This is a genomic window from Halapricum salinum (genome assembly GCF_004799665.1).
In the GTDB taxonomy this organism is placed as follows: domain Archaea; phylum Halobacteriota; class Halobacteria; order Halobacteriales; family Haloarculaceae; genus Halapricum; species Halapricum salinum.
Map to the genome: position 1 here is coordinate 2,865,002 of NZ_CP031310.1, position 12,215 is coordinate 2,877,216.

A 12,215-nucleotide genomic window follows, 5' to 3' on the forward strand; every position below is an offset into this window, starting at 1 on the left:
TACAGAGTATGAAACTCCGGAACGCGCTCGGTGCAGTCGTCGGCGGGGTCGGCCTCGCGGCCGTGACCAACCGCGTGCTCTCCTCGAAATCCGAAGCACTCGCCCCCCCGTTGTCGGGCGAACATCGGACGTATCGCTGGCGAGGGTTCGACGTCGGATACACCGAGGCCGGCGATCCCGATGATCCCGAGCTGGTGCTCTTTCACGGCGTCAACGCCGCAGCCTCCAGCCACGAATTCGAACCCGTCTTCGACGCGCTGGCCGAGAACTACCACGTTCTCGCACCCGACCTGCCGGGCTTCGGGACCTCCGATCGCCCGCCGCTTCTGTACTCGGCGTCGCTCTACCAGACGTTCGTCGCCGACTTCTGTGTCGACCTCACGGACGAGCCGACGGTCGTCGGATCTGGTCTCTCAGGCGCGTACGTCGCGCTGGCGGCCGAAGAGATCGAGGTCGAGCGCCTGGTACTGATCTCGCCGACGGACTCGACCATGGGTGGTGACGGCCAGCGAGCCTGGGTCCGGTCACTACTGCGCGCACCAGTCGTCGGCCAGGCGCTGTACAACGGGATCGTGAGCGAGCGCTCGATGCGGCATTTCCACGCCGATCACGGTTACTTCGATCTCGACAACCTCACTGACGAGCGACTCGACTACGAGTGGCAGAGCGCCCACCAGCCCGGCGCGCGCTTCGCCCCGGCGTCGTTCCTCGCTGGCTATCTCGACCCCGAGCAATCCCTGGAGGAGGCCCTGGGCCGCCTCGACGTCCCGGTGACGCTGGTCTGGGGACGAGACGCGTCGGTAACGCCGCTGTGGGAGGGCCGCTCGCTCGCGGAATCCGCCGACGCGACGTTGGTCGTCTTCGACGAGTCGCTATTGTTGCCCCACGTCGAACACCCCAACCAGTTCGTCGACGTACTGAGTGGCGATTTCGACAGCGAGTCGGGCTGATCCGCTCTACATACCCATGTCTTCGGCGGGCTCGGGGATCGGGAGGTCGTGCGGCGAGACGCCCAGCAGTTCGCCAGCATGGTCGAGCGCCATATCGAAGCCGTAGTAGCGTTCGAGTTCGTCCCCGTCGGCACTCGGCCGGACTTTCAGCATGGCGTAGCCCTCGATGTTCTGGGCGACGGCAGCGGTCCGCCCGTCGCGATCGAACGTCAGGATGCGCTCAGTCTCTGTCTCTTCGTAGCGGGCGGTGATACCGTTCGCGGACGCAGAGGCCTCGGTCATTGGCCGTGACTGAGTCCTACACCAAGTGAAGCGTTCCGATTCACAGCGCAAGCGAAATCAAGTAGTGGGACGACCACGACCCTCGGATATGAAGTGGCTCCAGAGCGGCCGCCGCCGCGACCTCTGTGTGCTTCTCTATAGCAGCGACGGCGTTCCGGCGCAGAAGCTCAAGACCAGTCTCGAACGCCGCTATGACGACCGAATAGATCCCAAGCAGTTCTACGGCGCACTCGATGCCTTGGAACGACTCGGCCACGTCCAGAAACGGACGGAGGGACTGAGCGACGTCTACGAACTCACAGCTGCGGGCCGCGAACACGTCGAGAGCTATACCGAGTGGCTGGACGAGCAGGTCGACCAGTGATTCGCTACTGGAGCAACTGATCGGCGATCGTATTCCTGAGGACTTCGCTGGTCCCCTCGTAGATCTCGTTGAGTTTGGCGTCGCGGTAGAATCGCTCGACCGGGAAGTCCTTGGTGTAGCCGTAGCCGCCGTGGATCTGGATCCCCTCGTTTGCCACCTCTCTGGAAATTTCGGAGGCGTAGAGCTTCGCCTGTGCGGCCTCTTTGATGTGGTTCTCGCCGCGGTCTTTCAGATCTGCGGCCTGGTGCATGAGCAGCCGGGCGGCCTGGAGCTTGGTGTCCATGTCCGCGAGCTTGTGCTGGATCGCCTGGAAGTCGCTGATCGGCCGGTCGAACTGCTCGCGATCCTGGGCGTACTGGAGGGCCTCGTCCAGGGCTGCCTGGGCGATCCCGACCCCGCGAGCGGCGATGGTGATTCGACCACCATTGAGCGTCTTCAGCGCGTGGACGAATCCCCGGCCCTCCTCGCCGAGTCGCCGCGATTCTGGAATTCGCATGTCGTCGAAGCGCAACTCGGCCGTGGGACAGCCCTTGTCACCGAGTTTGTGTTCGGTCCCCTCGACGTGGAAGCCGTCGTCTTCCTCGGGGCGGACGATGAACGAGGAGATTCCCTTGTTGTCGGCCTCGGGATCGGTCTTGGCGAAGAGGACGACCGTGTCGGCCACTGACCCGTTGGAGATCCACAGCTTTCCGCCGTTAACCACGTACTCGTCACCGTCTTTCTCGGCAGTCGTCTCCATCGCTGGAACGTCGCTGCCCGCCCCTGCTTCCGAGAGCGCGAACGCACCGATCTCTCGGCCTTCCGCCAGCGGCGTGAGATACGCCTCTTTTTGACTCTCGTCGCCAAATTCGTAGATCATGTTGCACGCCAGCGAGATGTGCGCTGCGACGATGGTCCCGAGGCCGCCACTGCCCCGGGAGATCTCTTCGAGTGCCATCGCGTAGGCGTGGTAGTCCAGGCCGGCCCCGCCGTACTCCTCGGGGATTGGCATGCCCATCAGGCCGAGGTCGGCCATCTCGTCGATCAGATCCTGTGGAAATTCGTCTTCGTCGTCGATCTCTGCCGCGCGCGGGACGACCTCTTCGTCGACGAACTCGGCGACCATCTCCTGGATCTGGCGCTGCTCGGTGGTCGGGCTAAAGTCCATGCCATCCGCTAGCTCCCCCTCTGTCTTTACTGTTGGTGAGCACCGAGGACAGAAAACGTGCAAACAGTTCTCACAATACCCGAACAGGGGGGCGTTTCGGACCTCCCGTAGTTCCAGCATATTAGCATGGCAATTCCCGGTCTTCCAGCGGAACTGATCGGGTCACTCGTACTCGTAGAATCCCTTGCCGGTCTTCTTGCCCAGATCACCCGCATCGACCTTGCGCTTGAGCAAGTAGGGCGGCTTGTACCGATCGCCCAGTTCTTCGTGGAGTGTCTCGGCGGCGTTCAGACAGATGTCCAGACCGATGTGATCGGCCAGTTCGAGCGGTCCCATGGGAACGTTCGTTCCGAGCTTGAGTCCGCGGTCGATATCCTCGCGCGTCGCCGTCCCCTCGTCGAGTGTCCGAATGCCTTCACACACCCAGGGAATGAGCACGCGATTGACGACGAACCCGGGCTTATCGTCGGACTGCCAGGTCTGCTTCTCCAGGGACTCGGCGAAGTCGTGGGCGAATTTCGCAGCGCGGGCCTCTGTCTTCTCGCCGGCGATGACCTCGACGCCGGGCATCAGCGGGACGGGATTCATGAAGTGGAGGCCGACGACGAATCCCTCGCGGTCGGTGACGCTGGCGATGGAGGTGATCGAGAGCGTGCTGGTGTTGGTCGCCAGGACGACATCATCGTCGACGATGTCGTCCAGCTCCGCGAAGATGTCCTGTTTGACTTCCAGGTTCTCGACCACGGCCTCGACGACGAGGTCGCACTCGGCGAGATCAGCGAGGTCGGTCGTCGCGTCGATTCGGTCCCGGATCGAGGCGGCCTCGCTCTCGGTGAACCGGTCCTTCCGGACGAAGCGATCGAGACTGTCCTGGATCGACTCCGCACCGCTGGTCAGGGCCTGCTGGTCGACGTCGCGCATGACCACGTCGTAGCCGTTGGTCGCGGCGACCTGGGCGATTCCACTTCCCATCGTCCCCGCGCCGACGACGCCGACGGTGTGCACTGCATCGAGTTCGCGCATATCACGAGTCCGCGCGCGGACGCGGTAAACGTGGCGGTGGGTTCCCCGATCCTACGATCCAGTCGTGAGGTACTCGTTCGTCACATCCTACGAGTATAACCACACTATCAGGGCCTCTAGGGTCGTATAATGGTGAATATACATTAGACAGAACACTGTTGTGGATGGTCAAGAGACCGCAAAACGAAATGGGGAACCCCGGTTCGCGGTCAGACCTCGACGCCGACGAGACATCGATCGTCACACCGATCATCGAAACGCTCGCCGACGCAGTGCCGAAGATCAGAACCGCCTTCGAGACACATCGTGCCTACGAGGGCGAGGAGAATCCGAGCGGTGAGGAGATGCTCGCCGCGGACGTCTACGCCGACGAACTCCTCGAATCCCGACTCGGCGACCTCGACTGTGTGGGGACCTACGCCAGCGAAGAGCGTGCGGATCCGGTCGACACGGGCGAGGGACTCTCGCTGGCGGTCGATCCGCTCGACGGATCCAGCAATCTCACGTCGAACAACGGCGTCGGGACCATCGTCGGGATCTACGACGCCGAACTTCCGGCGACAGGCCGCGACCTCCTCGGTGCAATCTACGTCCTCTACGGACCGACGACGACCGCGATGGTCGCCACCGAGGCGGGAGTCACGGAGTATCTGGTCAGCGACGGCGACCTCGACGTGTTGACCGAGGAGGTCGAAATCAACGACGAGGGAGCCGTCTACGGATTCGGCGGCCCAGTCCCGGAGTGGTCACGAGAGTTTCGCCGGTACGCCATGTCGATCCAGCGCCGACTCAAGCGTCGGTACGGCGGCGCGCTCGTCGGCGACGTCAACCAGGTGCTGAGCTACGGCGGTGTGTTCGCCTATCCGGAGTTAGAGACGCGGCCCGAGGGCAAACTACGACTGCAGTTCGAGGCCAATCCGATCGCGTTCATCGTCGAGCAGGCCGGCGGCGAGTCCTTCGACGGCGACTCCTCGGTACTGGAGACCGAGGCCGAGCGTCTCCACCAGCGGACGCCGCTATTCGTCGGCAGCGAGGAGCCGATGGCCCAGTTGATCGAGACACTCGGCGGGCGAGCGCGGGACCCCCACGTGACGACGCGGGACTCGCCGTGGGAGTAGGTTTCCGTAGCTTTTCTACCGCGGCCGCCGAACTGTCGGCCATGACACTCGTCGCGTTCCTGAGCGTCGCACCGGTCATCGAAGACAGCATGTCAGGCGAGGTCGCCAAAGCCGTCGCCGCACTGGACGACTTCGCCGTCTCCTACGAGACCACGCCGATGGGGACGATCATCGAGACCGACGACACTTCGGAGTTGTTCGCGGCCGTCGAGGCGGCCCACCGCGCCGTCGAGGCCGACCGCGTCTCGACGTTTCTGAAAATCGATGACAAACGGACGATCGAACAGGAGGCTCGCGAGAAAGTCGAATCCGTCGAGGAGCATCTGGGCCGACCCGCCAGAAGCGAGTGAGCTACGGTATCGATTCTCACACAGTGGGAATCTTGCTGCAATTATAGAGTGAGAGGGTACAAACCGTTCTGGTAGACCGATGACTACCAGCGAGGACGCGCCACTGGGGAGGGGAATCAGTCCGGGGGAAGCTGCTGCGAGTGTACTCGCGGAGGTCCCTCGGTTCGAGCGTGACCACGATTCGCGAGCGGATCGATCCGAGTCGGGAGATTCCGATTCGCGGCGTGTGAACCGACGCTCCGTGGCCGAGACACTGCTTCTGGCTGGACAGTGAGAAATCGGTGCGTGTCCGATCACGACCGATGATGAGAAAACGGTAAACGGCTCCCGAGCGAGGGTCCGGGCATGGATCCCCTCAATCGGATGGCCACCGAACTCGTCGACGAGGCCATCGACTTCGCCGACGAACTGGCCATCGACGTCCACCAGCTCGATAGCGACGCCACAGTACTCGATTTCGGCGTCGAGACCCCCGGCGGCGTCGAAGCCGGCCTCATGCTCGCGGAGATTCAGACGGCCGGCCTGGCGACCCTCCAGACCGACATGCGCGAGATTGACGGCGTCCCGCGCACGCACGTGGAACTCTCGACTGACTACCCCGGACTCGCCCTGCTGGGCTCGCAGAAAGCGGGCTGGGAGATCAGCACCGAGAGTTTCGAGGGCCTGGGATCGGGACCGGCCCGCGCGCTCGTAGCAGAGGAAGACGAGTTCGCCCGCCTGGGCTATCGGGACGCCTTCGAGTTCGCCGTCCTCGCGCTGGAATCGGACACGCTCCCCGACGAGTCGGTCGTCTCGCAGGTCGCAGAGATGGCCGGCGTCCCCGAGAGCGGCGTCTTCCTGCCGACGTACGCCAGCGCCTCCATTCCCGGAAGTGTCACGGCGGCCGCTCGCGCCGCCGAACTGGCGGTCTTCCGACTCGCCGAACTCGGATACGATCCGCTGGACGTGCTCTCGGCGTCGGCCTCGGCACCGGTCGCGCCCGTCGCCGGCGAGGAAGACCTCGCGATGGCCCGGACCAACGACGCGCTCGCCTACGGCGGGCAGGTTCACCTGGTGGTCGACGAGCCGTTCGATCGCTTCGAGGAGATCACCGCCAGCGCAGCCCCCGAGTACGGCGACCCGTTCGTCGACATCTTCGAGGGCGTCGACTGGGAATTGGCCGACCTCTCGATGGAACTGTTCGCCCCGGGGCAAGTCACCGTCGACGTCGTCGGCGGCGACACGCACGTTCTGGGACAGCGCCGCGAGGACGTCCTCGCCGAGAGCTTCGGCCACTGAGGGATGGCCCGGACGAAAGCCGTCCCCGCCCCCGTCTCGATGGACGCCCTCGAATCGGCCCGGCAGGCCGTTCCGCTCGTGCCAAAATCCACCGACGACTGCTGTGGCCGCGTCCAGCAGCGCGGGCCGGCCGACACCAGGGAGTCGGCCCAGGACTGGCTGGCCTTCCTCGACGCGCTCGACCTCGTCGCGGAGACGAGTCGCGGCTACGAGCGCGGGAGCGTCGGTCTGACCGAAACACCGCTGGGTCAGTGCTTCCGCGAGAACGTCTACGGCGTCGCCGAGGTCCTCGACGCGCTCGAAGACGGGCCGCTGACACCCGAGGTGGTGTTCGAGCGGACCCGCTCGATCGTCCCGACCTGGGAGCGCAACCGTCACGCTGACTGGGAAGCGGTCTGGCGCGAGCGGACCCAGCGAGTGCTCCAGTGGGCGGTCGTGTTCGGCCTCGTGACAGCCGACGACGGCCAGTTTGGCACCCAATAGCGCCCTCCATCTGTCGGGCGGTTTATGGTTGCTGAGGCGTTAGAGAAGGTGTATGGCGGAAGAACTGGCTCCGGGTGTGTGGTTTCTCGATCTCGGCTTGATCAGGCCGGTCGAGACCAACTGTTATCTCGTCGACGACGGCGAGGTGACGCTCATCGACACCGGACTCTGGTGGAACCGCCCCTCGATGGACGCCGAACTTGCGGAGGCGGGGTACACGCCCACAGATGTCGACCGCGTGCTCCTCACGCACTACGATCTGGACCACACCACGGGACTGCGACACCTCCCTGGATTCGAAGGGCCGATCTACATCGGCGAGGCCGACTACGACCTCTACACCGGCGCGAGCGACCCGCCGTTGATCCACCACAAGGGACTCTTTCACCGGCTCGTTCGGCCGTTCTTCCCGCTGCCGAGAGACGCCGACGTCCGGCCCGTCGCCGATGGCGAGCGGATCGGCAATTTCACGGCGTATCACACGCCCGGACACAACCCCGGTCACCTGGCGTACGTCCACGACTCGGGTGCGGCGTTCGTCGGCGACCTCCTCTGGGAGGACGACGGCGAGCTGACGCCGCCGTTCTGGCTGGACTGCTACGACACCACGCAACTGCGCGAGAGCATCGTCGCCTTCGCCGGGGCGATCCCGGACGTGGAAGTCATGGGCATGGGCCACGGCACGCCGATCAGAACGGGCGCGCATCGACTGCTCGACGATCTCGCGGCGCGGCTGTGAGTAGTTCGTCGGTGCGCGTCGCCCGACAGCCGAACGTCACGTCTTTGGGGCCGCCGCCAGTGGTGGCAGTATGGACCGAAAGCGGGAACTCACGAGCGTCGACATCGCGGCCCTGGCCGGCGAGTTGGGCCGGTACCGCGGCGCGAAAGTCGACAAAGTCTATCTCTACCCCGAGGAGGATCTGCTGCGCTTCCGAATGCGCGATTTCGACCGCGGCCGCGTCGAATTCCTGATCGAAGTCGGCGAGGACAAGCGCGCCCACGTCGCCGACCCCGACAACGTCCCGGAGGCCCCCGAACGCCCGCCGAACTTCGCGATGATGCTGCGCAATCGCCTCTCGGGCGCGGATCTCGCGAGCGTCGAGCAGTTCGAGTTCGATCGCATTCTCGTCCTCGAGTTCGAACGCGACGACGCCAACACGAAAGTCGTCGCCGAGCTATTCGGCGACGGCAACGTCGCCGTCCTCGACGAGAACGACGACGTCGTCGACTGCCTGGATACCGTGCGCCTGAAATCTCGGACCGTGGTCCCGGGCAGTCACTACGAATTCCCGTCGGCGCGGTTCAACCCCCTGACCGTCGACTACGACACCTTTCTCGACCGTATGGGCCAGTCCGACAGCGACGTGGTCCGGACGCTGGCGACGCAGCTGAACTTCGGTGGCCTGTTCGGCGAGGAACTGTGTTCGCGTGCCGGCGTCCCCTACAACCAGGACATCGACGAGACGACCGAGGCGGAGTTCGAGACGCTCTACCGGGAGATCGAGTCGCTGTCGCGACGCCTCTCGGAGGGCGATCTCGACGCCCGGGTCTACTACGAGGGCGAGGGCGACGACCGCGTCCGGGTGGACGTGACGCCGTTTCCCCTCGAAGAGTACGACGAGCGCGAGAGCGAGGCCTTCGAGTCGTTCAACGCCGCGCTGGACGACTACTTTACCCACGCCGAGGCGGATCACAGCGAACACGAGTCGAGCAGCGGGGACGGTGGTCGGGGACGGCCCGACTTCGAGAGCGAGATCGAGAAACAGAAGCGGATCATCCAGCAACAGCAGCAGGCCATCGAGGACTTCGAGGACGAGGCGGAGGCCGAACGCGAGAAGGCCGAGCTGCTCTACGCTAACTACGATCAGGTCGACGAGGTACTCTCGACGGTTCAGGAGGCCCGCGAGGCGGGTCACTCCTGGGACGCGATCGCCGAGACGTTCGAGGAAGCCGCCGAGAGCGGCGTCGAGGCCGCCGAAGCCGTCCGTGACGTCGACGGCAGCGAAGGGACGGTCACGCTGGACGTCGATGGGACGAGAATCACGCTCGACGCGAGCGACGGGGTCGAGAAGAACGCCGACCGCCTCTACACCGAGGCCAAGCGGATCGAGGAGAAAAAGGAGGGCGCGAAAGCCGCCATCGAGGACACGCGCGAACGCCTCGAAGACGTGAAAGCCGAGCGCGAGGCCTGGGAAGCAGACGACGGCGAAGCGAAAGAGAGCGACGAGAGCGAGGACGAGGAGGAAGTCGACTGGCTCACTCGCTCGTCGATCCCGATCCGCCAGAGCGAGCAGTGGTACGAACGGTTCCGGTGGTTCCACACCAGCGACGACTACCTCGTGATCGGCGGCCGAAACGCCGACCAGAACGAGGAACTGGTCAAGAAGTACCTCGACCGCGGGGACCTGTTCTTCCACACGCAGGCCCACGGCGCGCCCGCGACGATTCTCAAGGCGACCGGGCCGAGCGAGTCTGCCAGCGACGACCTCGAGATCCCCGAGGGGAGCAAAGAAGAGGCCGCCCAGTTCGCCGTCTCGTACTCGACAGTCTGGAAAGAGGGCAAGTACGCCGCCGACGTCTACATGGTCGGCCACGACCAGGTCACCAAGACGCCCGAGAGCGGCGAGTATCTCGAAAAGGGGAGCTTCGCGATTCGCGGGGATCGCACCTACTACGAGGACACACCTGTCGGAGTCGCTGTGGGGCTCACCTGTGAACCCGAGACGCGCGTGATCGGCGGCCCGCCGAGCGCGATCGGTCCACAGGCCGAGACCAGTATCGAGGTCGAACCCGGCCAGTTCGCCCAGAACGACATCGCGAAACGCCTCTACCGCGAATTCAAGGAGCGGTTCGCAGACGAGACGTTCGTCCGGAAGATAGCCAGCCCGGACCTGGTTCAGGAATTCCTGCCGCCGGGCGGCAGCCGGATGGTCGAGTGAGAGCTCACGGATTTCCCGTGGCGTGGGGGCGAGGGCGTCTACGATCGGATTTCTCCATCCATTAAAAATCTTTTGTGAAGTGGGACATCACGTTCGTCGTTTAGCCAATCTTTTACGTATTGGGCGGAATTCGATCACGATGCCCCGATCCAATCAGGACTGGTGGCCGAACCGACTGAATCTGGAGATTCTCGATCAGAACGGCCGTGACGCCGGGCCGATGGAGGAGGAGTTCGACTACGCGGACGCGTTCGAGCAGCTCGACCTCGACGCAGTGAAAGCCGACATCGAGGGGGTCATGACGACCTCCCAGGAGTGGTGGCCGGCCGACTACGGTCACTACGGGCCGCTGTTCATCCGGATGGCCTGGCACAGCGCCGGGACCTACCGCACTGCAGACGGTCGCGGCGGGGCCGCAGGCGGGCGACAGCGCTTTGCCCCATTGAATAGCTGGCCGGACAACGCGAACCTCGACAAGGCCCGACGGCTGCTGTGGCCGGTCAAGCAGAAGTACGGCCGGAACCTCTCGTGGGCCGACCTGATCGTCCTGGCCGGCAACGTCGCCATCGAGTCGATGGGTGGGAAGACTGTCGGCTTCGCCGGCGGTCGCGAGGACGCCTTCGAGCCCGACGACGCCGTCGACTGGGGGCCGGAAGAGGAGTGGGAAGCCAACGAACGCTTCGACGAACCCGGCGAGATCCAGGAGGGTCTGGGCGCGTCGGTGATGGGGCTGATCTACGTCAATCCAGAGGGTCCCGACGGCAACCCCGATCCCGAGTTGTCTGCGAAGAACATCCGCCAGACCTTCTCCCGGATGGCGATGAACGACAAGGAGACGGCCGCGCTCATCGCCGGCGGACACACCTTCGGAAAGGTCCACGGTGCCGACGATCCAGAGGAGAACGTCGGTCCCGAACCCGAAGCGGCCCCGATCGAGCAGCAGGGGCTGGGCTGGGAGCACGAGGGCTCCAAAGAGGGCGCGATGATCACCAGCGGGATCGAGGGTCCCTGGACCAGCTCGCCGATCGAGTGGGACATGGGCTACGTCGCGAACCTCCTCGACTACGAGTGGGCAGCCCAGAAGGGTCCCGGCGGGGCCTGGCAGTGGACGCCGGTCGATGACGACATCGAGACTGCACCGGACGCCCACGACGACGAGGACGTCACGCCGATGATGCTCACGACCGATATCGCGCTCAAGCGTGATCCCGACTATCGCGAGATCATGGAGGAGTTCCGGGACAACCCAATGTCCTTCGGGATCAACTTCGCGAGAGCCTGGTACAAACTGACCCATCGCGACATGGGCCCGCCCGAGCGCTTCCTCGGTCCCGAGGTCCCCGACGAGGAATTCGCGTGGCAAGATCCCTTGCCGGACGCCGATCACGGACTGGTCGGCGAGGAAGAGATTGCGGCGCTCAAAGACGAGATTCTCGACTCCGATCTCTCGACCGCCCAGTTGGTCAAGACGGCCTGGGCGTCGGCGTCGACCTACCGCGACAGCGACAAGCGCGGCGGAGCCAACGGAGCGCGGCTCCGCCTGGAACCCCAGAAGAACTGGGACGTCAACGAACCCGAACAACTGGAGCGCGTCCTGGAGACGCTCGAGGACATCCAGGCCGAGTTCAACGAATCACGGGGTGACGGCACGCGCGTCTCGCTCGCGGATCTGATCGTCCTGGGCGGCAACGCAGCCGTCGAACACGCGGCGGCCGAGGCCGGCTACGACGTGACGATTCCGTTCGAACCGGGTCGCGTCGACGCCGACCCCGCCCAGACCGACGTCGAGTCCTTCCAGGCCCTGAAGCCGCGCGCGGACGGCTTCCGCAACTACCTGCCCGAGGACGAGGAGACGCGGGCCGAAGACCTCCTGGTCGACAAGGCAGACCTGCTGAATCTGACCCCGTCCGAGATGACGACGCTCGTGGGCGGCATGCGTGTGCTCGGTGCGACCTACCAGGACACAGACTGCGGCGTCTTCACCGACGAATCGGGCACGCTGAGTAACGACTTCTTCGTGAATCTGCTCGGGATGAACCTCGAATGGGAGCCGGTCTCCGAGGATCGACAGGTGTTCGAGGGATACGATCGTGACACTGGCGACCTCGCCTGGAAAGGGACGCGCTTCGATCTCGTCTTCGGCTCGAACGCGCGCCTTCGAGCCATCGCGGAAGTCTACGCCGCCGACGACGGCGAAGAGCAGTTCGTGCAGGACTTCGCGGACGCGTGGCAGAAAGTGATGCGACTCGATCGGTTCGACCTCGAATAGCGGCTGGCCGCC

General features: G+C 64.7%; 12 protein-coding genes. 9 read left to right on the forward strand and 3 right to left on the reverse strand.

All coding sequences use genetic code 11. From position 1 onward, the window contains the following. Positions 1–8 precede the first annotated feature (8 nt). Positions 9–950 carry an alpha/beta fold hydrolase gene (locus DV733_RS14070; RefSeq protein WP_049992625.1) on the forward strand — a complete coding sequence of 314 codons (942 nt, stop codon included), beginning with the start codon at positions 9–11 and terminating at the stop codon, positions 948–950. Positions 951–956: 6 nt separating this feature from the next. On the opposite strand, the gene DV733_RS14075 is transcribed toward DV733_RS14070, so the two are convergent. After that, a complete protein-coding gene (locus tag DV733_RS14075) occupies positions 957–1,232 on the reverse strand; it encodes a DUF7111 family protein (protein ID WP_049992626.1) in 276 nt (91 codons plus the stop codon). 88 nt (positions 1,233–1,320) lie between these two features. On the opposite strand from DV733_RS14075, the gene DV733_RS14080 reads away from it, so the two are divergent. Continuing rightward, complete coding sequence (locus DV733_RS14080) at positions 1,321–1,596, forward strand: hypothetical protein (RefSeq protein WP_049992627.1); 276 nt, start codon at positions 1,321–1,323, stop codon at positions 1,594–1,596. Positions 1,597–1,600: 4 nt separating this feature from the next. Here the strand turns inward: DV733_RS14080 and DV733_RS14085 are convergent, their stop codons facing one another. After that, positions 1,601–2,743, reverse strand: a complete 1,143-nt coding sequence (locus tag DV733_RS14085; RefSeq protein ID WP_049992628.1) for an acyl-CoA dehydrogenase — start codon at positions 2,741–2,743, stop codon at positions 1,601–1,603. Positions 2,744–2,905: 162 nt separating this feature from the next. Next, on the reverse strand, positions 2,906–3,766 hold the full coding sequence (locus DV733_RS14090; protein WP_049992629.1) for a 3-hydroxyacyl-CoA dehydrogenase family protein: 861 nt from the start codon (positions 3,764–3,766) through the stop codon (positions 2,906–2,908). A gap of 188 nt (positions 3,767–3,954) precedes the next feature. Here DV733_RS14090 and DV733_RS14095 point away from each other — a divergent pair, with 188 nt between their 5' ends. The 7 genes from DV733_RS14095 (at position 3,955) to katG (ending at position 12,203) form a co-directional block, all read left to right on the forward strand. Then, positions 3,955–4,884: a class 1 fructose-bisphosphatase gene (locus tag DV733_RS14095; protein WP_049992630.1), complete on the forward strand. Its 930-nt coding sequence runs from the start codon at positions 3,955–3,957 to the stop codon at positions 4,882–4,884. Positions 4,885–4,925: 41 nt separating this feature from the next. Next, entirely contained in the window at positions 4,926–5,234 is a 309-nt protein-coding gene (locus DV733_RS14100; RefSeq protein ID WP_049992631.1) for an MTH1187 family thiamine-binding protein, read from the forward strand. Positions 5,235–5,579: 345 nt separating this feature from the next. Then, positions 5,580–6,512: a methenyltetrahydromethanopterin cyclohydrolase gene (mch, locus tag DV733_RS14105; RefSeq protein ID WP_049992632.1), complete on the forward strand. Its 933-nt coding sequence runs from the start codon at positions 5,580–5,582 to the stop codon at positions 6,510–6,512. Between the two features lie 3 nt (positions 6,513–6,515). Further along, a complete protein-coding gene (locus DV733_RS14110; protein WP_237560462.1) occupies positions 6,516–6,995 on the forward strand; it encodes a hypothetical protein in 480 nt (159 codons plus the stop codon). 52 nt (positions 6,996–7,047) lie between these two features. After that, positions 7,048–7,734, forward strand: a complete 687-nt coding sequence (locus tag DV733_RS14115) for an MBL fold metallo-hydrolase (protein ID WP_049992633.1) — start codon at positions 7,048–7,050, stop codon at positions 7,732–7,734. Positions 7,735–7,804: 70 nt separating this feature from the next. Further along, a complete protein-coding gene (gene rqcH / locus DV733_RS14120) occupies positions 7,805–9,934 on the forward strand; it encodes a ribosome rescue protein RqcH (protein ID WP_049992634.1) in 2,130 nt (709 codons plus the stop codon). 139 nt (positions 9,935–10,073) lie between these two features. Further along, a complete protein-coding gene (gene katG / locus DV733_RS14125) occupies positions 10,074–12,203 on the forward strand; it encodes a catalase/peroxidase HPI (RefSeq protein ID WP_049992635.1) in 2,130 nt (709 codons plus the stop codon). The last annotated feature ends 12 nt before the right edge of the window (positions 12,204–12,215 follow it).

Excerpts from the sequence above, each read along its gene's own strand:
- DV733_RS14110 (WP_237560462.1), top strand. The coding sequence starts at position 6,516 with ATGGCCCGGACGAAAGCCGTCCCCGCCCCCGTCTCGATGGACGCCCTC.
- DV733_RS14115 (WP_049992633.1), top strand. The coding sequence starts at position 7,048 with ATGGCGGAAGAACTGGCTCCGGGTGTGTGGTTTCTCGATCTCGGCTTG.
- DV733_RS14095 (WP_049992630.1), top strand. The coding sequence starts at position 3,955 with ATGGGGAACCCCGGTTCGCGGTCAGACCTCGACGCCGACGAGACATCG.
- DV733_RS14075 (WP_049992626.1), bottom strand. The coding sequence starts at position 1,232 with ATGACCGAGGCCTCTGCGTCCGCGAACGGTATCACCGCCCGCTACGAA.
- DV733_RS14100 (WP_049992631.1), top strand. The coding sequence starts at position 4,926 with ATGACACTCGTCGCGTTCCTGAGCGTCGCACCGGTCATCGAAGACAGC.
- DV733_RS14080 (WP_049992627.1), top strand. The coding sequence starts at position 1,321 with ATGAAGTGGCTCCAGAGCGGCCGCCGCCGCGACCTCTGTGTGCTTCTC.
- DV733_RS14085 (WP_049992628.1), bottom strand. The coding sequence starts at position 2,743 with ATGGACTTTAGCCCGACCACCGAGCAGCGCCAGATCCAGGAGATGGTC.
- mch (WP_049992632.1), top strand. The coding sequence starts at position 5,580 with ATGGATCCCCTCAATCGGATGGCCACCGAACTCGTCGACGAGGCCATC.
- katG (WP_049992635.1), top strand. The coding sequence starts at position 10,074 with ATGCCCCGATCCAATCAGGACTGGTGGCCGAACCGACTGAATCTGGAG.
- rqcH (WP_049992634.1), top strand. The coding sequence starts at position 7,805 with ATGGACCGAAAGCGGGAACTCACGAGCGTCGACATCGCGGCCCTGGCC.
- DV733_RS14070 (WP_049992625.1), top strand. The coding sequence starts at position 9 with ATGAAACTCCGGAACGCGCTCGGTGCAGTCGTCGGCGGGGTCGGCCTC.
- DV733_RS14090 (WP_049992629.1), bottom strand. The coding sequence starts at position 3,766 with ATGCGCGAACTCGATGCAGTGCACACCGTCGGCGTCGTCGGCGCGGGG.